This window comes from Priestia sp. FSL W8-0524 (assembly GCF_038005965.1).
Classification (GTDB): domain Bacteria; phylum Bacillota; class Bacilli; order Bacillales; family Bacillaceae_H; genus Priestia; species Priestia zanthoxyli.
This window is the reverse complement of sequence record NZ_JBBOUG010000001.1, coordinates 5,045,048-5,065,877: the sequence shown is the minus strand read 5'-3', so window position 1 is coordinate 5,065,877 and position 20,830 is coordinate 5,045,048. Positions and strand designations below refer to the sequence as shown.

Below are 20,830 nucleotides of genomic sequence, written 5' to 3'. Positions count from 1 at the left end.
CCTCTGCTTAACGTTGGCAGTTATTACTTCTGGAATGGCATACCGAACTGAGTTAAAAGCTCACGAGCTTCTTCATCAGTGTTTGCTGTTGTAACAATAACGATATCCATACCACGAACTTTAGTTACTTTATCATAATCGATCTCTGGGAAGATCAATTGTTCTTTAACACCTAACGTGTAGTTTCCACGACCATCAAATGCTTTTTTAGATACACCACGGAAATCGCGCACACGTGGAAGTGATACTGATACTAATTTATCGAAGAATTCGTACATACGCTCGCCGCGTAAAGTAACTTTCGCACCGATTGGCATACCTTCACGAAGACGGAAACCAGCGATAGATTTTTTCGCACGAGTTACAACAGGTTTTTGACCAGTGATTTCAGCTAGTTCTTCAACAGCGTTATCTAAAGCTTTTGAGTTAGAAACAGCATCACCGATACCCATGTTGATTACGATCTTGTCGATTTTTGGCACTTGCATTACAGATTCATAATTAAACTTGCTAACTAGAGCAGGAGTAATCTCTTTTGTAAATTTCTCTTTAAGACGGTTCATGTGAACTAAACCTCCCTTCACATTTCATTAATTATTTATCTAAAGTTTCACCAGATTTTTTTGCTACACGTACCTTTTTGCCATCGATAACTTGGTACCCAACACGAGTTGGCTCACCAGATTTAGGATCCAACGGCATTACGTTTGATACGTGGATAGGTGCCTCTTGGCTAACGATTCCACCTTGTGGATTTACTTGAGAAGGTTTAGAGTGTTTTTTCACAACGTTCACGCCTTCAACAAGTACACGGTCTTTCTTTGGGAAAGCTGCAAGTACTTCACCTTGCTTACCTTTGTCTTTACCAGAGATAACCACTACTTTGTCGCCCTTTTTAACATGCATCCTATTCGCACCTCCTTAAAAGGCATTTTGTATTTGTTCTATATATCAATTAGATAACTTCTGGAGCCAATGATACGATCTTCATGAAGTTGTTATCACGTAATTCACGAGCAACTGGTCCGAAGATACGAGTACCACGTGGTCCTTTGTCGTCACGGATGATTACGCAAGCATTTTCGTCGAAACGGATGTAAGAACCGTCAGTACGGCGAACACCACTTTTTGTACGTACAACAACAGCTTTAACAACGTCACCTTTTTTAACAACGCCTCCTGGTGTTGCTTGTTTCACCGTACAAACGATAACATCACCAATGTTTGCTGTCTTACGACCTGAACCACCAAGTACTTTAATAGTAAGTACCTCACGTGCACCAGAGTTGTCTGCAACTTTTAAACGAGATTCTTGTTGAATCATGTACGAAACCTCCCTTCGGATGAATCATTCTTATCCGATCTATCTTAACTATTAGATGATAACAGCTTTTTCTACAACTTCTACTAGACGGAAACGTTTAGTAGCTGATAACGGACGAGTTTCCATGATCTTCACGATATCGCCTAGTTGAGCTGTATTGTTTTCATCGTGAGCTTTGAATTTCTTTGAGTATTTTACACGCTTGCCATAAAGCGAATGCTTTTTGTAAGTTTCAACAAGAACAGTAACAGTCTTATCCATTTTGTCAGAAACTACGCGGCCAGTGTAAACTTTACGTTGGTTGCGTTCACTCATTCTGAAAGCCTCCTCTCAGACTTAATTATTTATTAGCAGCAATCTCTCTTTCACGAACTACAGTTTTCATACGAGCGATCGATTTGCGCACTTCGCGAATACGAGTAGTATTCTCTAATTGTCCAGTCGCTAATTGGAAACGAAGGTTAAACAACTCTTCTTTTAAAGCCTTAACTTTTTGTTCAATTTCAGCAGTGGTAAGGTCACGAATTTCATTAGCTTTCATTAGAATCACCACCAATTTCTTCACGTTTTACAAACTTACATTTTACAGGTAGCTTGTGTGCAGCTAAACGTAAAGCTTCACGTGCAACCTCTTCAGATACACCTGAAATTTCAAACATTACTTTTCCAGGTTTAACAACTGCTACCCAACCTTCAGGAGCACCTTTACCAGAACCCATTCGGACTTCTAGAGGCTTAGCAGTATAAGGTTTAGAAGGGAAAATTTTAATCCATACTTTACCGCCACGTTTCATGTAACGAGTCATTGCGATACGAGCAGCTTCGATTTGACGGTTTGTAATCCAAGAAGCTTCAGTAGCTTGTAAACCGAATTCACCGAAATGTACTTCCGTACCACCTTTAGCGCGTCCACGCATTTTTCCGCGATGTTCGCGACGATATTTAACGCGTTTTGGTAATAACATAATTATTTTCCTCCTTCCTCAGTTTTCTTTTTAGTAGGAAGAACCTCTCCACGATAGATCCATACTTTCACACCAAGTTTACCATAAGTAGTATCTGCTTCAGCGTGAGCATAGTCAATATCAGCGCGAAGTGTATGAAGTGGAACTGTACCTTCACTGTAATATTCAGAACGAGCAATATCAGCTCCGCCTAAACGACCAGATACCATTGTTTTGATACCTTGTGCTCCAGCACGCATACTACGTTGGATAGCTTGCTTTTGAGCACGACGGAATGATACACGGTTCTCAAGTTGGCGAGCGATGTTTTCAGCTACTAGTTTAGCATCTAAATCTGCTCGTTTAATTTCAAGGATGTTAATGTGTACACGCTTGCCTGTTAATTGGTTAAGAGCTTTACGAAGTGATTCTACTTCAGTACCACCTTTACCAATTACCATACCAGGTTTTGCAGTGTGGATCGTTACGTTTAAGCGGTTAGCAGCGCGTTCGATTTCAACTTTAGAAACAGCTGCATCGTTTAAACGTTTAGCGATATATTCACGTACTTTTAAGTCTTCATGTAATAAGTCAGCGTAGTCTTTGCCAGCGAACCATCTTGATTCCCAATCACGGATGACACCGACGCGAAGACCGACCGGATTTACCTTTTGACCCATGAATTATCCCTCCTTCTTTTCTGATACCACGATTGTGATGTGGCTTGTGCGCTTGTTAATTTGGCTTGCACGTCCCATAGCGCGTGGACGGAAACGTTTTAAAGTTGGACCTTCGTTAACAAAAGCGTCAGTAATAACTAAATTGTTAGCGTCCATTTCATAATTGTGTTCTGCATTGGCAATAGCAGATTTTAATACTTTCTCAACGACTGGAGAAGCAGCCTTTGGCGTGTGAAGTAGCACTGCTAGCGCTTCACCCACTTGCTTACCTCGAATTAAATCTACAACTAAACGAACTTTACGAGGAGCAATACGTACTGTTCTCGCGACAGCTTTAGCTTGCATTTAAAAGCCTCCTCTCATATTAGCGTCTTGTTTTCTTATCATCACTTGCGTGACCTTTGTAAGTACGAGATGGTGCGAATTCACCAAGTTTGTGACCTACCATGTCTTCAGTAACATAAACTGGTACATGTTTACGACCGTCATATACAGCAATTGTATGACCAATGAACTGAGGGAAGATAGTTGAACGACGAGACCAAGTTTTTACTACTTGCTTGCTGTCAGTTTCGTTTAACTTCTCAATTTTGTTGATTAAATGGTCATCTACAAAAGGTCCTTTCTTTAAGCTGCGACCCATAAATGAACCTCCCTTCGTGATTGTCCTACGGTTCGTTTGAACCGTAGCTCAATCCCGTTATTTTTTACGACGACGAACGATAAATTTATCGGATTTGTTTTTCTTCTTACGAGTTTTGTAACCAAGTGTTGGTTTACCCCATGGACTCATTGGAGACTTACGTCCGATTGGAGAACGTCCTTCACCACCACCGTGTGGGTGATCGTTAGGGTTCATTACAGAACCACGTACAGTTGGACGAATACCTAACCAACGAGAACGACCGGCTTTACCGATGTTGATTAACTCGTGTTGTTCGTTACCAACTTGACCTACAGTTGCACGACAAGTTGCAAGGATCATGCGTACTTCACCAGAAGTTAAACGTACTAATACGTATTTACCTTCTTTACCAAGTACTTGAGCAGATGTACCTGCAGAACGAACTAATTGTCCACCTTTACCAGGTTTCAATTCGATGTTGTGTACTACTGTACCAACAGGGATGTTAGCTAAAGGAAGCGCGTTACCTACTTTAATGTCAGCTTCAGGACCTGACATAACTTCTAAACCTACTTTTAGGTTTTTAGGAGCAAGGATGTAACGTTTTTCACCATCAGCATAATGAATTAATGCGATGTTAGCTGAACGGTTTGGATCATATTCGATTGTAGCAACGCGTCCAGGTATTCCATCTTTATCGCGTTTAAAATCGATGATACGGTATTGACGCTTGTGCCCACCACCTTGGTGACGAACAGTCAATTTACCTTGGTTGTTACGACCACCTTTTCTCTTGACAGGTGCAAGTAACGATTTTTCTGGTTTGTCAGTAGTAATTTCAGCGAAATCAGAAACTGACATACCACGACGACCATTTGAGGTTGGTTTATACTTTTTAATCGCCATCTCAATTTCCCTCCTTCTCTAGTAATCTTAAGCTTCGAAGAATTCGATTTCGTTGCTCTCTTGAGTTAGTGTTACTACCGCTTTACGACGACGGTTAGTAAGACCACTGTAGCGACCTACACGCTTGAATTTACCTTTGTAGTTCATGATGTTTACTTTTTCAACTTTTACGTCAAAGATTTTTTCGATAGCATCTTTAACCTCAGTTTTATTAGCTTTTACATCAACATCAAACGTATATTTTTTCTCAGCCATTAAGTCTGTTGAACGTTCTGTAATTACGGGGCGCTTAATAATATCACGAGGATCTTTCATTATGCAAGCACCTCCTCTACTTTTTCAACTGCGTCTTTAGTGATTACAAGCTTATCATGGTTCATAACGTCTAATACGCTTAAACCATTAGCTGCAACAACTGTTACACCAGGAATATTACGTGCTGAAAGTGCAACATTTTCGTTAAGATCAGCAGTTACTACTAATGCTTTGCGTTCTACTGTTAGGTTTTTAAGAACTGCTACCATTTCTTTTGTTTTTGGAGCGTCAAAAGAAAGAGCTTCAAGAACAACGATGCTGTTATCTTGAGCTTTAGTTGATAATGCAGACTTAATTGCTAAACGACGAACTTTTTTAGGTAATTTGTAGCTATAGCTTCTTGGAACTGGACCAAATACTACGCCACCACCACGCCATTGTGGAGAACGGATAGATCCTTGACGAGCACGACCAGTACCTTTTTGACGCCATGGCTTACGGCCACCGCCTCTTACTTCAGAACGATTTTTAACTTTAGAAGTACCTTGACGTTGAGATGCGCGTTGCATTACGATCGCGTCGAAAAGTACTTTGTTGTTTGGTTCGATACCGAAAACGGCATCTTGAAGTTCGATCTCTCCAACGTTTTCACCGTTTTGGTTAAACAATGCTACTTTTGGCATTGGTTATTCCTCCTTTCTCGAAGAATTATTATTTAGATTTAACTGCAGATTTAACAGTAACTAGAGATTTTCTAGCTCCTGGCACGTTACCTTTTACTAATAAAAGATTGCGTTCTGCGTCAACTTTAACGATTGATAAGTTTTGCACAGTGATGCGCTCTCCACCCATGCGTCCTGGTAATAATTTACCTTTAAATACGCGGTTTGGAGCTACAGGACCCATTGAACCTGGGCGACGGTGGTAGCGAGAACCATGAGACATAGGTCCGCGAGATTGTCCGTGGCGTTTAATAGCACCTTGGAAACCTTTACCTTTTGAGATTCCTGTTACATCAATTACATCGCCTTCTGCGAAAATATCAACCTTGACTTCTTGACCAACTTCATATGCTGAAGCGTCCACACCGCGTAACTCACGGATGAAGCGCTTAGGAGCAGTATTAGCTTTAGTAGCATGTCCTTTTGCAGGTTTGTTAGATAGTTTTTCACGGATATCTTCGAAACCTAATTGGATTGCTTCGTAACCGTCTGTCTCAGCGTTTTTAACTTGAAGAACTACGTTAGCAGAAGCTTCAATTACTGTTACTGGGATCAAGTCACCATTTTCAGCAAATACTTGAGTCATACCGATCTTTCTTCCTAAGATTCCTTTGGCCATTAGTCACACCTCCTAAGTATCTTTTCATTCTTTATTTTAAATTAAAGTTTAATTTCGATATCTACACCAGATGGTAAGTCTAAACGCATTAATGAATCAACAGTTTGTGGTGTTGGATTCACGATATCAATTAAGCGTTTATGCGTGCGCATTTCGAACTGCTCACGAGAATCTTTATATTTGTGTACTGCACGTAGAATTGTATAAATTGATTTTTCAGTCGGTAATGGAATCGGACCAGATACAGCCGCACCAGAACGTTTTGCAGTTTCTACGATTTTCTCAGCAGATTGATCAAGAATTCTGTGATCATATGCTTTTAAACGAATGCGAATTTTTTCTTTTGCCATTATTTTCCCTCCTTTTTCGCCTATTTTACAATAGACATTCTCCGCGGAAATTTCCCCACACTCGCCATGGCAAAGCGGCCGGGTGTGTCGGCAACCTTCCGCATCATCGCAGTCAAAGACCAACATTTTTATTATACTAAAAATGGGTTCATATTGCAACAATAAAGTTAAAAAACTTTTTTATGTGTCGCACACTTTTTTCATTATATATAAAAGGAGATCATTTTGCAAGTGTAATAGTAAAAACTATCTTTACCTTTTATCACCAAATAAAAAAGGAGTAGGTTACCCTACTCCCTTTACTGAAACGAGAAATTACTCGCTGATTTTAGCTACAACGCCAGCGCCTACTGTACGTCCACCTTCACGGATTGAGAATTTAGTACCTTCTTCAATCGCGATTGGAGCGATAAGTTCAACAGTCATTTCGATGTTGTCGCCAGGCATTACCATTTCTACGCCTTCAGGTAAGTTACAAATACCAGTTACATCAGTTGTACGGAAGTAGAACTGTGGACGGTAGTTTGTGAAGAATGGAGTGTGACGTCCACCTTCGTCTTTAGAAAGAACGTATACTTCAGCAGTAAATTTAGTGTGTGGAGTGATTGAGCCTGGTTTAGCTAATACTTGTCCACGTTGGATTTCTTCACGTGCTACACCACGAAGTAAAGCACCGATGTTGTCGCCAGCTTCAGCATAGTCAAGAAGCTTACGGAACATTTCTACACCTGTTACAGTAGTAGATTTTGGCTCTTCAGTTAAACCGATGATGTCGATAACGTCACCAACTTTAACTTGTCCACGCTCTACACGACCTGTAGCAACTGTACCACGACCAGTGATTGAGAATACGTCCTCAACTGGCATCATGAATGGTTTTTCAGTGTCACGTTCTGGAGTTGGGATGTACTCATCAACAGCGTCCATAAGCTCGATGATTTTAGCTTCCCAATCAGCTTCGCCTTCAAGAGCTTTAAGAGCAGAACCTTTGATTACTGGTACATCGTCACCAGGGAAGTCGTATTCAGAAAGAAGGTCACGTACTTCCATTTCTACTAATTCAAGTAGCTCTTCGTCGTCTACCATGTCACATTTGTTTAAGAATACAACTAGGTAAGGTACACCTACTTGACGAGAAAGAAGGATGTGCTCACGAGTTTGTGGCATTGGACCATCAGCAGCAGATACTACTAAGATACCGCCATCCATTTGAGCAGCACCAGTGATCATGTTTTTAACATAGTCAGCATGTCCTGGGCAGTCAACGTGTGCATAGTGACGAGTGTCAGTTTCATACTCAACGTGTGCAGTTGAGATTGTGATTCCACGCTCGCGCTCTTCTGGAGCAGCGTCGATCATGTCGTAAGCCATTGCTGCACCTTTACCACTTTTCTTAGCAAGAACAGTAGTGATAGCAGCTGTTAAAGTTGTTTTACCATGGTCAACGTGACCAATTGTACCGATATTGGCATGTGTTTTTGAACGGTCGAATTTTTCCTTAGCCATTCGAAAATCCTCCTTAAAATTCATGTAGTTTATGTTTTATGAGGCCGTGAAAGGGAATGAGCTCCACTTTCACAGCGTACATAAGTAGTTATACTTCAATAAAGAGTGAAAATCAATTATTCACCTTTATTTTTTTTAATAATTTCTTCTGAAATTGATTTAGGAACTTCTTCGTAGTGATCGAAGTGCATAGAATATGTTCCGCGACCTTGAGTGTTTGAACGTAATGCAGTTGCATAACCAAACATTTCAGAAAGTGGAACGAATGCACGTACAACTTGAGCGTTACCGCGTGCTTCCATACCTTCTACACGTCCACGACGAGACGTAACGTCACCCATGATATCTCCTAAGTATTCGTCAGGGATAACAACTTCAACCTTCATCATTGGTTCAAGGATAGCTGGGTTACATTTTGATACTGCGTTTTTAAGAGCCATAGAAGCGGCAATTTTAAACGCCATCTCACTTGAGTCAACGTCATGGTAAGATCCATCAACTAAAGCAGCTTTGATATCGATTAATGGATAACCAGCAAGAACACCGTTTTGTAATGCATCTTCAAGACCAGCTTGAACTGCAGGGATGTATTCACGTGGAACTACACCACCAACGATTTTGTTCTCAAATTCAAAGCCTTTTCCTTCTTCGTTAGGTTCGAACTCAATCCAAACGTGACCGAATTGTCCACGACCACCAGATTGACGAGCGAATTTACCTTCAACTTTCGCACCAGCGCGGAAAGTTTCACGGTAAGCTACTTGAGGAGCACCAACGTTTGCTTCTACTTTGAATTCGCGACGCATACGGTCAACGATGATATCAAGGTGAAGCTCACCCATACCAGAGATGATGATTTGACCAGTCTCTGTATTAGTTTCCGCACGGAAAGTTGGATCTTCTTCTTGTAACTTTTGAAGAGCTGTCGTCATTTTATCTTGGTCAGCTTTTGATTTTGGCTCAACAGATAAAGAGATAACTGGCTCTGGGAATTCCATAGACTCAAGAATTACAAGACTCTTTTCGTCACATAGAGTATCACCAGTAGAAGTATCTTTTAATCCTACAGCTGCTGCGATATCTCCAGCGTATACTTCAGAAATCTCTTCACGAGAGTTAGCATGCATTTGTAGGATACGACCTACACGCTCACGCTTACCTTTTGTAGAGTTTTTGATGTATGAACCAGAGCTTAGTACACCAGAGTACACACGGAAGAACGTTAATTTACCAACATAAGGGTCCGTCATAACTTTGAACGCTAATGCTGAGAAAGGAGCGTTGTCGCTAGACTCACGCGTAACTTCTTCTTCTGTGTCAGGTACGATACCTTGGATTGCTGGTACATCAACTGGAGATGGTAGGTAATCAATTACCGCATCTAGCATTAATTGTACACCTTTGTTTTTGAATGCTGAACCACAGATAACTGGGTAGAATTCAACGTCACAAGTACCTTTACGGATACCAGCTTTTAGTTCTTCAACTGTAAGCTCGCCTTCGTCTAAGTACTTCATCATTAATTCTTCGTCAAGTTCTGCAACAGCTTCTACTAGGCTTGCACGGTATTCTTCAGCTTGCTCTTTGTATTCCTCAGGAATTTCACGAGATTCTGAACGAGTACCTAAGTCATCTTCGTAGAAGTATGCTTTCATTTCCACAAGGTCAATGATTGCTTCGAAGTCATCTTCAGCACCGATTGGCAACTGAATTGGGTGAGCATTTGCACCTAAACGATCGTGGATCGTTTTTACAGAGTACAAGAAGTCAGCACCAATTTTGTCCATTTTGTTAACGAATACGACACGGGGAACACCGTACGTAGTCGCTTGACGCCATACTGTTTCTGTTTGAGGCTCAACACCAGATTGAGCATCAAGAACTGCCACAGCGCCATCAAGTACACGTAATGAACGCTCAACTTCAACAGTGAAGTCTACGTGTCCAGGAGTATCGATGATGTTAACGCGGTGACCTTTCCAAGAAGCAGTTGTCGCAGCAGACGTGATAGTGATACCACGTTCTTGCTCTTGCTCCATCCAGTCCATTTGTGAAGCTCCTTCATGAGTTTCACCAATTTTATGGATACGGCCAGTATAATAAAGAACACGCTCAGTTGTTGTTGTTTTACCAGCATCAATGTGAGCCATGATCCCAATATTACGAGTGTTTTCTAAGGAGAACTCTCTTGCCATCTTAGGTATTTCTCCTTCCATATTATAATTTGTTTTTTTAAAAGTTTCGTTAAAAGATTACCAACGGTAATGAGCAAATGCTTTATTAGCTTCTGCCATTTTGTGAGTATCTTCACGTTTCTTAACTGCAGCACCAGTGTTGTTAGCTGCGTCAAGGATTTCGTTAGCTAAACGCTCTTCCATCGTTTTTTCTCCACGAAGACGAGCATAGTTTACTAACCAACGAAGACCTAAAGTAGTACGACGCTCTGGGCGTACTTCTACAGGAACTTGGTAGTTAGAACCCCCTACACGGCGTGCTCTAACTTCTAGTACAGGCATGATGTTTTTAAGAGCTTGGTCGAATACTTCCATAGCTTCTTTACCACTGCGCTCTTGTACTAAATCGAATGCTCTATAAAGAATAGCTTGTGACTTACCGCGCTTTCCATCAAGCATCATTTTGTTGATTAAGCGAGATACAAGCTTAGAATTGTAAATCGGATCTGGTAATACGTCTCTTTTTGCAACAGGTCCCTTACGTGGCATTCTACTTCCTCCTTTCACTTTTAAAAGTTTATCTATTAATTGTTAAGCTATTATTTTTTAGCTGCTTTTGGTCGCTTAGTACCATATTTAGAACGACCTTGCATACGGCCATCCACACCAGCAGTATCAAGTGCACCACGTACGATATGGTAACGTACCCCTGGTAAATCTTTTACACGTCCACCGCGGATAAGTACCACGCTGTGTTCTTGTAAGTTGTGACCAATACCTGGGATATAAGCTGTTACCTCGATACCGTTTGTTAAACGTACACGAGCATATTTACGAAGAGCCGAGTTCGGTTTCTTCGGTGTCATAGTACCCACACGTGTACATACACCACGTTTTTGTGGAGAAGATTGGTTAGTTTGAGCTTTCTTGAAGCTGTTGTAACCTCTGTTTAAAGCAGGTGAGTCAGATTTTTTACCTTTACTCACACGACCATTACGGATTAATTGGTTAATAGTAGGCATTTAATTTTTCCTCCTTTCGCCTTTTGTAAGACCACACATCCAGGTGGTTCATTTTTTAGCAAAAAACAAAGTCTTTGAAACTAAAAGTTCAAAAACGTGTTAACTAATAATTGCAACAGTTGCAGCGTTAACTTCTATCCTACAAGCTTGACCAAGCTTTCGCATAGAAGGGACATACGTATACGGAACGTTTTCTTGCTGTGCCGTTTTTGCCACAATGGATGTGACATAAAAATCAGCGTCTTCAGCAATGATGACTTCCTTTACTGTACCTTTTTTTAATGCTTTCACCGTCTGCTTTGTTCCTACAATAATATGATCAGCCTGTAATACTTTTTCATAAGACATTATCATATCCTCCAAAGTAACAGGTAGTTTATAGGAGCACCTTTGATATAGTATCATTCCCTAGAATGGATGTCAACTAACGTTTCGTAGTTTTTTTAAAAAACATCCATTCTAGAGTAATGATTTTATAATTAGTCGATTGTTACCGTTTCTTCAGCTTGGTTTTTGATTGGTTCAGCATTACGATATCTCGTCATACCTGTACCAGCCGGAACTAGCTTACCAATGATAACATTCTCTTTAAGTCCAAGCAACTCATCACGTTTTCCTTTGATTGCAGCATCCGTAAGAACACGCGTTGTTTCTTGGAATGACGCAGCAGATAAGAAGGAATCAGTTTCAAGAGATGCTTTTGTAATACCAAGTAATACAGGACGGCCTGTCGCTGGACGATTGCCTTCAAGTAATACTTTTTCATTTGCATCAGTGAATTGGTGAATATCAAGTAATGAACCTGGTAATACATCTGTATCTCCTGAATCCATTACACGCACTTTACGAAGCATTTGGCGAACCATTACCTCTACGTGTTTATCTCCAATTTCTACCCCTTGCATACGGTATACTTTTTGCACCTCACGAAGCAAGTACTCTTGTACAGCCGTGATGTCTTTTACTTTTAGTAATTCTTTAGGATCAATTGAACCTTCCGTTAATTCTTGACCACGTGCAATGCGCTGTCCTTCAATAACTTTCAGGCGTGCACTGTACGGAGCTGTGTAAGAACGAGTTTCAATCTCTCCTTGAACAGTAATTTCGTGCTGACGATCGCGTCCTTCAGAAATGCCGGCAATTGTACCTTCAATTTCAGAAATAACGGCTTGACCTTTAGGGTTACGCGCTTCGAAAATCTCTTGGATACGCGGTAAACCTTGAGTGATATCGTCTCCAGCAACCCCACCTGTATGGAATGTACGCATCGTTAACTGTGTACCTGGCTCACCGATAGATTGAGCAGCGATGATACCAACTGCCTCACCCACTTCAACTTCTGAACCAGTTGCAAGGTTACGACCGTAACATTTTTTACATACACCGTGGCGAGTGTTACATGTGAATGCAGAACGAATCCATACTTCTTCAACACCAGCATCCACAATTGTTTCAGCTAGGTCTTCTGTAATTAGTTCGTTTTCTTTCACTAACACTTCGTTTGTTCCTGGGTGAAGTAGTGTTTTTCTTGCATAACGTCCAATTAGACGCTCATCAAGTTTCTCAATTTCTTCTGTTCCTTCTTTGATTGCAACAGCCAGAATACCGCGGTCTGTACCACAGTCGTCATCACGTACGATAACGTCTTGTGCCACGTCAACCAGACGACGAGTAAGGTAACCTGAGTCAGCTGTTTTAAGAGCCGTATCGGCAAGACCTTTACGTGCACCATGGGTAGAGATAAAGTACTCTAATACTGTTAAACCTTCACGGAAACTAGATTTGATTGGTAACTCAATGATACGACCGGACGGGTTGGCCATTAGTCCACGCATACCTGCAAGCTGAGTGAAGTTAGATGCGTTACCACGGGCACCAGAGTCACTCATCATGAAGATTGGGTTGCGTTTGTCTAATGACGCCATTAATTTACCTTGGATAACGTCTTTCGCGCTACTCCATACAGAGATAACACGCTCATAACGCTCATCTTCAGTAATTAAACCGCGACGGAATTGTTTTAGTACGTTATCTACTTTAGCTTGCGCTTCTGTTAAGATAACTTCTTTTTCTCCTAAAACCACGATATCAGCTACACCAACTGTAATACCAGCTTTAGTAGAATATTTGAAACCTAGGTCTTTCATACGGTCAAGCATTTTAGAAGTCTCAGTAATTTTGAAACGTTTAAATACTTCAGCGATAATATTACCTAAGATTTTTTTCTTAAACGGTGCGATAGCCGGTTGATTCTTGATGAATTCCTTCACATCTGCACCTTTTTCAACAAAGTACTTCTCAGGAGTTTTCACTTCTAAGTTTTCTCTTGTTGGTTCGTTAATGTATGGGAACGATTTTGGTAAAATTTCGTTGAAAACTAATTTACCAACCGTTGTAACAAGCAACTGTTGATTTTGTGCTTCTGTAAACGTTTCGTTGTTTAAAGAACCTGCATACACACCTACACGTGTATGAAGATGCACATAACCGTTTTGGTACGCTAATAGTGCTTCATTTGTATCCTTGAACACCATGCCTTCTCCAACTGCCTCTTCACGCTCAAGCGTTAAGTAGTAGTTACCTAATACCATATCCTGTGAAGGTGTAACAACTGGTTTACCATCTTTAGGGTTCAAGATATTTTGAGCAGCAAGCATTAAGATACGTGCTTCTGCTTGTGCTTCCGCAGATAATGGAACGTGAACCGCCATTTGGTCACCGTCAAAGTCAGCGTTATATGCTGTACATACAAGCGGATGAAGACGAATAGCGCGACCTTCTACAAGCGTAGGTTCAAATGCTTGAATACCTAGTCTGTGTAGCGTTGGTGCACGGTTTAAAAGAACTGGATGCTCTTTAATAACCGATTCTAATACGTCCCATACTTCAGGTTGCACACGTTCAATTTTACGTTTTGCACTCTTGATGTTATGAGCTAAACCGCGTTCAACAAGCTCTTTCATTACGAAAGGTTTGAAAAGCTCTAACGCCATTTCTTTTGGAAGACCACATTGATACATCTTTAAGTTCGGACCTACAACGATTACCGAACGGCCAGAGTAGTCAACACGTTTACCTAATAAGTTTTGACGGAAGCGACCTTGCTTACCTTTTAACATGTGAGAAAGAGATTTTAATGGACGGTTACCTGGTCCTGTTACCGGACGGCCACGACGACCATTATCGATTAATGCATCTACAGCTTCTTGAAGCATACGCTTTTCGTTTTGAACGATAATGCTAGGAGCTCCAAGGTCTAATAAACGCTTTAAGCGGTTGTTACGGTTAATTACACGGCGATATAAATCATTTAGATCAGACGTAGCAAAGCGTCCACCATCTAATTGAACCATTGGACGAAGTTCTGGCGGAATAACCGGTAGAACGTCTAAAATCATCCAAGAAGGTTCGTTACCAGAATGACGGAAAGCCTCTAGTACCTCTAAACGTTTAATAGCACGTGTACGACGTTGACCTTGAGCAGTTTTCAATTCTTCTTTCAAAGCATCTACTTCTTTATCAAGATCGATATCATGCAATAATTTTTTAACAGCTTCAGCACCCATTGCTGCATGGAAAGTTTGTCCGTACTTCTCACGATACGCACGGTATTCTTTCTCTGATAAAAGCTGTTTCTTTTCAAGTGGTGTATCACCAGCATCTGTTACTACATAAGAAGCAAAATAAATGATTTCCTCTAGCGCACGAGGGGACATGTCTAAGACAAGTCCCATGCGGCTAGGAATACCTTTAAAGTACCAAATATGTGAAACAGGTGCAGCTAGTTCGATGTGACCCATGCGTTCACGACGAACTTTTGCGCGCGTAACTTCTACGCCACAACGATCACATACAACACCTTTATAACGAACGCGCTTATATTTTCCGCAGTGACATTCCCAGTCCTTTTGTGGACCAAAAATACGCTCACAGAATAAGCCGTCTTTTTCAGGTTTTAACGTACGATAGTTGATCGTTTCAGGTTTTTTTACCTCACCGTACGACCAAGAACGAATTTTATCTGGCGAAGCTAGACCGATTTTCATATACTCAAAGTTATTTACATCTAGCAAGGAGCCTACCTCCCTTTTAATCTACAGGTTTTTTCCCTTAACGTTTATATGAAAGTAATTCCTTACTCTTTTGTGACAGGATCTTTTTGTCCTTCAGAAAGGCTTTCTTCGTTATCTGCAATAATTGATTCTGTTGGTTGCTCATGGTCCTCTTCTGAGTCCATGATATCAATTTCTTGCTCGTCAGCAGAAAGCATCTTCACATCCATACCTAAACTTTGTAGTTCTTTGATTAATACTTTGAACGATTCAGGTATGCCAGGTTCTGGAATGTTTTCACCTTTAACAATTGCTTCGTATGTTTTCACACGACCTACTACGTCGTCTGATTTCACTGTTAAGATCTCTTGTAATGTATAAGCAGCACCGTATGCTTCAAGTGCCCATACTTCCATCTCACCAAAACGCTGTCCACCGAACTGCGCTTTACCACCAAGTGGTTGTTGTGTAACAAGTGAGTATGGTCCAGTAGAACGAGCGTGAAGTTTATCGTCTACCATGTGAGCAAGTTTGATCATGTACATGATTCCTACTGATACACGGTTATCGAATGGTTCACCTGTTCGACCATCATATAGAACTGTTTTAGCATCACGAGACATGCCAGCTTCTTCGATTGTTGCCCAAACATCTTCCTCACGCGCACCATCAAATACTGGAGACGCAACGTGAATGCCAAGCTTACGAGCAGCCATACCTAAATGAAGCTCTAGCACCTGACCGATGTTCATACGAGATGGTACCCCTAATGGGTTTAACATGATGTCAATTGGCGTACCGTCTGGTAGGTAAGGCATATCTTCTTCCGGTAAAATACGTGAAATTACACCTTTGTTACCGTGACGACCGGCCATTTTGTCACCTTCAGAAATTTTACGCTTCTGAACAATGTATACACGGACTAATTGGTTTACACCTGGTGGTAATTCGTCGCCATCTTCACGGTTGAAGACTTTAACATCAAGGATAATTCCACCGCCGCCGTGCGGTACACGAAGAGAAGTATCACGAACTTCACGCGCTTTTTCACCGAAAATAGCGTGTAGAAGACGTTCTTCAGCTGTTAGTTCTGTTACACCTTTTGGCGTTACTTTACCAACTAAAAGATCTCCATCTTTTACTTCTGCACCAATGCGGATGATTCCACGCTCATCTAAGTTGCGAAGCGCATCTTCACCTACGTTTGGAATGTCACGCGTAATTTCTTCAGGTCCAAGTTTCGTATCACGAGACTCAGATTCATATTCTTCAATATGAACAGACGTATATACATCGTCTTTCACAAGGCGTTCACTCATGATGATGGCATCCTCATAGTTGTAACCATCCCATGTCATGAAACCAACCATTACGTTTCGTCCTAAAGCAAGCTCACCTTTTTCCATTGAAGGACCGTCGGCTAAGATCTCACCTTTTACTACTTCGTCGCCAACTGAAACAATTGGACGCTGGTTGTAACAAGTACCTTGGTTAGAACGAACGAATTTTAATAATTTGTATTGATCTAAGTTACCTTTAACTTTTTGTCCGTCTACTTCTTCATAGCGGCGAACAAAAATTTGTTTTGCTTCTACGCGCTCTACAACGCCAGGGTATTTACAAATCACGGCTGCACCAGAGTCTTTACCAGATACATATTCCATACCTGTACCTACGATTGGTGCTTCAGGATTTAATAAAGGTACTGCTTGACGTTGCATGTTCGCACCCATTAATGCACGGTTAGAGTCATCGTTCTCTAAGAATGGGATACATGCTGTAGCGGCAGATACAACTTGTTTTGGTGATACATCCATATAGTCTAAACGATCGCGACGGATAACCGTGTTTTCTCCACGGAAACGTGCAACGACATTTTCATCTAAGAATGAACCATCATCACCTAGACGAGCGTTCGCTTGGGCTACAACATAGTTATCTTCTTCATCAGCTGTTAAGTAGTCAATTCGCTCTGTCACTTTACCTGTTTCAGGATCGATACGACGGTAAGGTGTTTCGATGAAACCGAATTTGTTTACTTTTGCATAAGAAGAAAGTGAGTTGATTAACCCGATATTCGGACCCTCTGGCGTTTCAATCGGACACATACGGCCATAGTGGGAGTAGTGAACGTCACGCACTTCGAAACCAGCGCGTTCACGCGTTAAACCACCAGGTCCTAGAGCTGAAAGACGACGTTTGTGCGTCAATTCGCCTAATGGATTCGTTTGATCCATGAACTGTGATAATTGAGAACTTCCAAAGAACTCTTTAATCGCCGCAATAACTGGACGAATATTAATTAATTGTTGAGGTGTGATTGTATTCGTGTCTTGAATTGACATTCTTTCACGAACAACACGTTCCATACGAGATAAACCGATACGGAATTGGTTTTGTAACAATTCACCTACAGAACGCAGACGACGGTTACCTAAGTGGTCGATATCATCTGTGTCTCCTACTTGATGAAGCAAGTTAAAGAAGTAACTGATTGATGCTAAAATATCAGCAGGTGTGATATTTTTAACTTCTTCTGTTACATAAGCGTTGCCTGATACAGTGATGACTTTTTCACCTTCTGGATCATTTGGCGCATAAATCTTAATAGATTGTAATGTAACATCGTCTTCTACTACTCCACCAACCGGACTATAAGTTTTGAAGTTTACTCCACCTTCAAGCATCGGAATCAAGCGATCTAGCAGACGGCGATCAATCATTGCGCCTTTTTCTGCAATAATTTCACCTGTTTCAGGATCAACTAATGTTTCAGCTAGCTTTTGATTAAATAAGCGATGTTTGATATGAAGCTTTTTATTAATTTTATAGCGACCTACGTTCGCTAAGTCATATCGTTTTGGATCAAAGAAGCGAGATACTAATAGAGACTTCGCATTCTCAACTGTCGGTGGTTCACCCGGACGTAAACGCTCATAGATTTCTAATAGCGCTTTTTCCGTTGTTTCCGTATTATCTTTTTCAAGCGTATTACGGATGTATTCATTATCACCGATTAAATCGATAATCTCTTGGTCAGAACCGAAACCTAGCGCGCGTAACAGCACTGTTACTGGCAGTTTACGAGTACGATCAATACGCACGTATACTACATCTTTTGCATCAGTTTCATATTCTAGCCATGCACCACGGTTAGGGATAACAGTTGCTGTATATCCTTTTTTACCGTTTTTATCAAGCTTTCCACTATAGTAAACACTTGGTGAACGAACCAACTGTGATACGATAACACGCTCAGCACCATTAATTACAAAGGTACCTGTTTCGGTCATCAATGGGAAATCTCCCATGAACACATCTTGGTCTTTTACTTCACCTGTTTCTTTATTAATTAACCGCACCTTAACACGAAGAGGTGCTGCATAAGTTACATCACGTTCTTTAGACTCTCCTACTGAATACTTTGGCTCACCTAAGCTGTAATCAATAAATTCTAGTGATAAGTTACCTGTAAAATCATCAATTGGAGAAATATCTTGGAACATTTCTCGTAAACCTTCATCTAAAAACCATTGGTATGAAGCCGTTTGAATCTCGATTAAGTTCGGTAACTCTAAAACTTCACTAATACGAGCATAACTTCTGCGTTGGCGGTGGCGTCCATACTGAACTAGTTGACCTGTCAACTGATTCACCCCTCAAATCAAGCGTTATTATTCAAAATATATAATAAACCATATGTTTATTATTGAACAAAAGAAAAATGGTCTCTTTAAATAGAAAACCACAATTTCATAAAAACGTACTATTGATTTTATTAGTTTTTCCCATATAATTCAAAATTATACCTTTTATTTTATGTATAACCCGAGCTTATATGGAATATTTATATATTGGCATTTTATAATGCTAACATACTAAAAAATATTAGTCAACATTTTTTAGCACATATGATATAATACCCTTTTTTCTTTTCTACTACTTCTACTTCATTAAATAGAGATTCTAATTTCGCAAGAGCAGATGGCGCTCCTTGCTTTTTCTGAATCACAATCCAAAGTTCTCCTTGGTCAGCAAGGTGATCTAATGACTTTTCTAGAATTTCATGAACAACTTTTTTACCCGCACGGATCGGCGGATTACTAAGAATAGCTGCAAAATTCGTTTCCTTCACATTTTCATAGCAAGAGCTTTGATAGATTGAAACATTTGATACTGAATTAACTTCAGCATTTTTTTGAGCTAGTGCTAATGCACGTTCATTAACATCGACCATATGAACGTTTCTTTGGCTATCCTCTTTTGCAAGAGCCAACCCAATCGGGCCATATCCGCACCCAACATCCAGAAGCGGGCCGGGACTCTCAGGCATTTGAAACGTTTCAATTAACAGGCGCGATCCAAAATCGATCTCTTTTTTTGAAAAAACACCGCTGTCACTCGTAAATGAAAAAGAGGTTCCTCTCAATTCAAATGAAAAGCGCTCTTCATTACTTGCAGACGATGGTGTATTAGAAAAATAATGTTCTGTCAAAATAGAACCTCCTAATCAATATGTTCTTCTTTACTATAAATGAAAAGGATGACAGAAGCAAAAAAGCTCGCTTGTACAAGCGAGCTTTTTTATATCAGTTGTTAAGCAATAATTACTTAACTTCTACAGAAGCGCCAACTTCTTCAAGTTTAGCTTTTGCTTCTTCAGCTTCTTCTTTAGAAATACCTTCTTTAAGAGCTTTTGGAGCGTTATCAACGATTTCTTTAGCTTCTTTTAAGCCAAGACCAGTGATTTCACGTACTACTTTGATAACTTTGATTTTTTGTCCGCCAGCACTTTCAAGTACTAGGTCAAATTCAGTTTTCTCAGCAGCAGCTTCACCAGCAGCACCGCCAGCTACAGCTACAGGAGCAGCAGCAGTTACGCCAAATTCTTCTTCGATTGCTTTTACTAAATCGTTAAGTTCTAAAACAGTCATATTTTTAACTGCTTCAATGATTTGTTCTTGAGTCATTGTTAATTTCCTCCTTGTGATTGTGTTATATATAACAGACTAGATTATGCACCTTGTTCTTCTTTTTGATCTGCCACAGCTTTTGTAGCAAGAGCAAGGTTGCGAATTGGAGCTTGAAGCACGCTAAGCAACATAGAAAGTAAGCCTTCGCGAGATGGTAGTTCTGCAAGTGCTTTAATTTCTTCAACAGATGCAACATTACCTTCAATTACACCAGCTTTGATTTCTAACGCTTCGTGTTCTTTAGCGAAGTTGTTTAAAATTTTAGCTGGAGCAACAACATCTTCTCCACCAAATGCGATTGCATTTGGACCTACTAACGCATCATTAAGATCTGTTAGTTCAAGTTTTTCTACAGCACGGCGAGTTAAAGTGTTTTTGTAAACTTTGAACTCAATGCCTGCTTCACGTAATTGCTTACGAAGTTCAGTAACTTCAGCAACATTCAAACCACGGTAGTCAACGACAACTATTGAGTTACTCGCTTGAAGTTTTTCAGCAATTTCGTCTACGACTTGTTTCTTTTGTTCAATTACGTTGCTCATCTTTACACCTCCTGTAGATTTCCTTCCGTACACTCAGACAAGGTGCAATAAAAAACCTCCATGACAATAAAGACATGGAGGTGTAGTAAGCGAACCATAACGTTTCACTAATTTATCTCACACACCTCGGTAGGAA

At 40.5% G+C, this 20,830-nt stretch carries 24 protein-coding genes and 1 other annotated feature (1 of these 25 only partly in view); all 24 genes read right to left on the bottom strand.

Features of this window, described 5'->3' with window-relative positions:
• Positions 1-23: 23 nt before the first annotated feature.
• The 24 genes from rplE to rplJ all read right to left on the bottom strand — a co-directional run bounded on the left by rplE (position 24) and on the right by rplJ (position 20,694).
• Positions 24-563 carry a 50S ribosomal protein L5 gene (rplE, locus tag NST66_RS26470; protein ID WP_013054939.1) on the bottom strand — a complete coding sequence of 180 codons (540 nt, stop codon included), beginning with the start codon at positions 561-563 and terminating at the stop codon, positions 24-26.
• A gap of 31 nt (positions 564-594) precedes the next feature.
• Entirely contained in the window at positions 595-906 is a 312-nt protein-coding gene (rplX, locus tag NST66_RS26465) for a 50S ribosomal protein L24 (protein ID WP_013054938.1), read from the bottom strand.
• 49 nt (positions 907-955) lie between these two features.
• Positions 956-1,324, bottom strand: coding sequence for a 50S ribosomal protein L14 (gene rplN, locus NST66_RS26460; RefSeq protein WP_013054937.1), 369 nt, complete (start codon positions 1,322-1,324; stop codon positions 956-958).
• Positions 1,325-1,375: 51 nt separating this feature from the next.
• Positions 1,376-1,639, bottom strand: a complete 264-nt coding sequence (rpsQ, locus tag NST66_RS26455) for a 30S ribosomal protein S17 (RefSeq protein WP_013054936.1) — start codon at positions 1,637-1,639, stop codon at positions 1,376-1,378.
• Positions 1,640-1,664: 25 nt separating this feature from the next.
• A complete protein-coding gene (gene rpmC / locus NST66_RS26450; protein WP_013054935.1) occupies positions 1,665-1,865 on the bottom strand; it encodes a 50S ribosomal protein L29 in 201 nt (66 codons plus the stop codon).
• Positions 1,855-2,289, bottom strand: a complete 435-nt coding sequence (gene rplP, locus NST66_RS26445; protein ID WP_013054934.1) for a 50S ribosomal protein L16 — start codon at positions 2,287-2,289, stop codon at positions 1,855-1,857. Before rplP ends, rpmC begins: the two co-directional genes overlap by 11 nt.
• A gap of 2 nt (positions 2,290-2,291) precedes the next feature.
• On the bottom strand, positions 2,292-2,948 hold the full coding sequence (gene rpsC / locus NST66_RS26440; protein WP_013054933.1) for a 30S ribosomal protein S3: 657 nt from the start codon (positions 2,946-2,948) through the stop codon (positions 2,292-2,294).
• Between the two features lie 3 nt (positions 2,949-2,951).
• Positions 2,952-3,293: a 50S ribosomal protein L22 gene (gene rplV / locus NST66_RS26435; protein ID WP_013054932.1), complete on the bottom strand. Its 342-nt coding sequence runs from the start codon at positions 3,291-3,293 to the stop codon at positions 2,952-2,954.
• A 19-nt stretch (positions 3,294-3,312) separates the two neighbouring features.
• Positions 3,313-3,591, bottom strand: a complete 279-nt coding sequence (rpsS, locus tag NST66_RS26430) for a 30S ribosomal protein S19 (RefSeq protein ID WP_013054931.1) — start codon at positions 3,589-3,591, stop codon at positions 3,313-3,315.
• A 57-nt stretch (positions 3,592-3,648) separates the two neighbouring features.
• Positions 3,649-4,479 (bottom strand): 50S ribosomal protein L2, encoded by an 831-nt coding sequence (rplB, locus tag NST66_RS26425; RefSeq protein ID WP_013081374.1) that lies wholly within the window; start codon positions 4,477-4,479, stop codon positions 3,649-3,651.
• Positions 4,480-4,506: 27 nt separating this feature from the next.
• Complete coding sequence (rplW, locus tag NST66_RS26420; RefSeq protein WP_028412664.1) at positions 4,507-4,794, bottom strand: 50S ribosomal protein L23; 288 nt, start codon at positions 4,792-4,794, stop codon at positions 4,507-4,509.
• The gene (gene rplD / locus NST66_RS26415; RefSeq protein WP_013081372.1) at positions 4,794-5,417 is read right to left on the bottom strand and encodes a 50S ribosomal protein L4; all 624 of its coding nucleotides are present in this window, start codon (positions 5,415-5,417) and stop codon (positions 4,794-4,796) included. The genes rplW and rplD overlap by 1 nt, the downstream gene beginning before the upstream one ends.
• Positions 5,418-5,445: 28 nt before the next feature.
• Entirely contained in the window at positions 5,446-6,075 is a 630-nt protein-coding gene (gene rplC / locus NST66_RS26410; RefSeq protein WP_013054927.1) for a 50S ribosomal protein L3, read from the bottom strand.
• Positions 6,076-6,116: 41 nt separating this feature from the next.
• On the bottom strand, positions 6,117-6,425 hold the full coding sequence (rpsJ, locus tag NST66_RS26405) for a 30S ribosomal protein S10 (protein WP_013054926.1): 309 nt from the start codon (positions 6,423-6,425) through the stop codon (positions 6,117-6,119).
• 315 nt (positions 6,426-6,740) lie between these two features.
• Complete coding sequence (gene tuf / locus NST66_RS26400; protein ID WP_013081371.1) at positions 6,741-7,931, bottom strand: elongation factor Tu; 1,191 nt, start codon at positions 7,929-7,931, stop codon at positions 6,741-6,743.
• A gap of 116 nt (positions 7,932-8,047) precedes the next feature.
• Positions 8,048-10,126, bottom strand: a complete 2,079-nt coding sequence (gene fusA, locus NST66_RS26395) for an elongation factor G (RefSeq protein ID WP_028412663.1) — start codon at positions 10,124-10,126, stop codon at positions 8,048-8,050.
• A gap of 57 nt (positions 10,127-10,183) precedes the next feature.
• Positions 10,184-10,654 carry a 30S ribosomal protein S7 gene (rpsG, locus tag NST66_RS26390; protein ID WP_013054923.1) on the bottom strand — a complete coding sequence of 157 codons (471 nt, stop codon included), beginning with the start codon at positions 10,652-10,654 and terminating at the stop codon, positions 10,184-10,186.
• 50 nt (positions 10,655-10,704) lie between these two features.
• Positions 10,705-11,127, bottom strand: a complete 423-nt coding sequence (rpsL, locus tag NST66_RS26385) for a 30S ribosomal protein S12 (RefSeq protein WP_013054922.1) — start codon at positions 11,125-11,127, stop codon at positions 10,705-10,707.
• A gap of 99 nt (positions 11,128-11,226) precedes the next feature.
• Positions 11,227-11,475 (bottom strand): 50S ribosomal protein L7ae-like protein, encoded by a 249-nt coding sequence (locus NST66_RS26380; RefSeq protein WP_013054921.1) that lies wholly within the window; start codon positions 11,473-11,475, stop codon positions 11,227-11,229.
• Between the two features lie 131 nt (positions 11,476-11,606).
• The gene (rpoC, locus tag NST66_RS26375; RefSeq protein WP_013081369.1) at positions 11,607-15,200 is read right to left on the bottom strand and encodes a DNA-directed RNA polymerase subunit beta'; all 3,594 of its coding nucleotides are present in this window, start codon (positions 15,198-15,200) and stop codon (positions 11,607-11,609) included.
• A 62-nt stretch (positions 15,201-15,262) separates the two neighbouring features.
• Positions 15,263-18,826 (bottom strand): DNA-directed RNA polymerase subunit beta, encoded by a 3,564-nt coding sequence (gene rpoB, locus NST66_RS26370; RefSeq protein WP_028412662.1) that lies wholly within the window; start codon positions 18,824-18,826, stop codon positions 15,263-15,265.
• A gap of 245 nt (positions 18,827-19,071) precedes the next feature.
• Positions 19,072-19,674 (bottom strand): class I SAM-dependent methyltransferase, encoded by a 603-nt coding sequence (locus NST66_RS26365; RefSeq protein ID WP_034263652.1) that lies wholly within the window; start codon positions 19,672-19,674, stop codon positions 19,072-19,074.
• 112 nt (positions 19,675-19,786) lie between these two features.
• Positions 19,787-20,149 carry a 50S ribosomal protein L7/L12 gene (gene rplL / locus NST66_RS26360; protein WP_013054917.1) on the bottom strand — a complete coding sequence of 121 codons (363 nt, stop codon included), beginning with the start codon at positions 20,147-20,149 and terminating at the stop codon, positions 19,787-19,789.
• Between the two features lie 44 nt (positions 20,150-20,193).
• Positions 20,194-20,694: a 50S ribosomal protein L10 gene (gene rplJ / locus NST66_RS26355; protein ID WP_013054916.1), complete on the bottom strand. Its 501-nt coding sequence runs from the start codon at positions 20,692-20,694 to the stop codon at positions 20,194-20,196.
• A gap of 40 nt (positions 20,695-20,734) precedes the next feature.
• Positions 20,735-20,830: a sequence feature (ribosomal protein L10 leader region), on the bottom strand; it runs 48 nt beyond the window's last position.

What these genes read in the sequence shown, in the direction of transcription:
- rplJ (WP_013054916.1), bottom strand. Translation starts at nt 20,694, where the DNA reads ATGAGCAACGTAATTGAACAAAAGAAACAAGTCGTAGACGAAATTGCT.
- rplV (WP_013054932.1), bottom strand. Translation starts at nt 3,293, where the DNA reads ATGCAAGCTAAAGCTGTCGCGAGAACAGTACGTATTGCTCCTCGTAAA.
- rpsS (WP_013054931.1), bottom strand. Translation starts at nt 3,591, where the DNA reads ATGGGTCGCAGCTTAAAGAAAGGACCTTTTGTAGATGACCATTTAATC.
- rplD (WP_013081372.1), bottom strand. Translation starts at nt 5,417, where the DNA reads ATGCCAAAAGTAGCATTGTTTAACCAAAACGGTGAAAACGTTGGAGAG.
- rplX (WP_013054938.1), bottom strand. Translation starts at nt 906, where the DNA reads ATGCATGTTAAAAAGGGCGACAAAGTAGTGGTTATCTCTGGTAAAGAC.
- rpsC (WP_013054933.1), bottom strand. Translation starts at nt 2,948, where the DNA reads ATGGGTCAAAAGGTAAATCCGGTCGGTCTTCGCGTCGGTGTCATCCGT.
- rplB (WP_013081374.1), bottom strand. Translation starts at nt 4,479, where the DNA reads ATGGCGATTAAAAAGTATAAACCAACCTCAAATGGTCGTCGTGGTATG.
- rplE (WP_013054939.1), bottom strand. Translation starts at nt 563, where the DNA reads ATGAACCGTCTTAAAGAGAAATTTACAAAAGAGATTACTCCTGCTCTA.
- rpsL (WP_013054922.1), bottom strand. Translation starts at nt 11,127, where the DNA reads ATGCCTACTATTAACCAATTAATCCGTAATGGTCGTGTGAGTAAAGGT.
- rpmC (WP_013054935.1), bottom strand. Translation starts at nt 1,865, where the DNA reads ATGAAAGCTAATGAAATTCGTGACCTTACCACTGCTGAAATTGAACAA.
- fusA (WP_028412663.1), bottom strand. Translation starts at nt 10,126, where the DNA reads ATGGCAAGAGAGTTCTCCTTAGAAAACACTCGTAATATTGGGATCATG.
- tuf (WP_013081371.1), bottom strand. Translation starts at nt 7,931, where the DNA reads ATGGCTAAGGAAAAATTCGACCGTTCAAAAACACATGCCAATATCGGT.
- rplC (WP_013054927.1), bottom strand. Translation starts at nt 6,075, where the DNA reads ATGGCCAAAGGAATCTTAGGAAGAAAGATCGGTATGACTCAAGTATTT.
- rplN (WP_013054937.1), bottom strand. Translation starts at nt 1,324, where the DNA reads ATGATTCAACAAGAATCTCGTTTAAAAGTTGCAGACAACTCTGGTGCA.
- rpsJ (WP_013054926.1), bottom strand. Translation starts at nt 6,425, where the DNA reads ATGGCAAAAGAAAAAATTCGCATTCGTTTAAAAGCATATGATCACAGA.
- rplW (WP_028412664.1), bottom strand. Translation starts at nt 4,794, where the DNA reads ATGAAAGATCCTCGTGATATTATTAAGCGCCCCGTAATTACAGAACGT.
- rpsG (WP_013054923.1), bottom strand. Translation starts at nt 10,654, where the DNA reads ATGCCACGTAAGGGACCTGTTGCAAAAAGAGACGTATTACCAGATCCG.
- rpsQ (WP_013054936.1), bottom strand. Translation starts at nt 1,639, where the DNA reads ATGAGTGAACGCAACCAACGTAAAGTTTACACTGGCCGCGTAGTTTCT.
- rplP (WP_013054934.1), bottom strand. Translation starts at nt 2,289, where the DNA reads ATGTTATTACCAAAACGCGTTAAATATCGTCGCGAACATCGCGGAAAA.
- NST66_RS26380 (WP_013054921.1), bottom strand. Translation starts at nt 11,475, where the DNA reads ATGTCTTATGAAAAAGTATTACAGGCTGATCATATTATTGTAGGAACA.
- rplL (WP_013054917.1), bottom strand. Translation starts at nt 20,149, where the DNA reads ATGACTCAAGAACAAATCATTGAAGCAGTTAAAAATATGACTGTTTTA.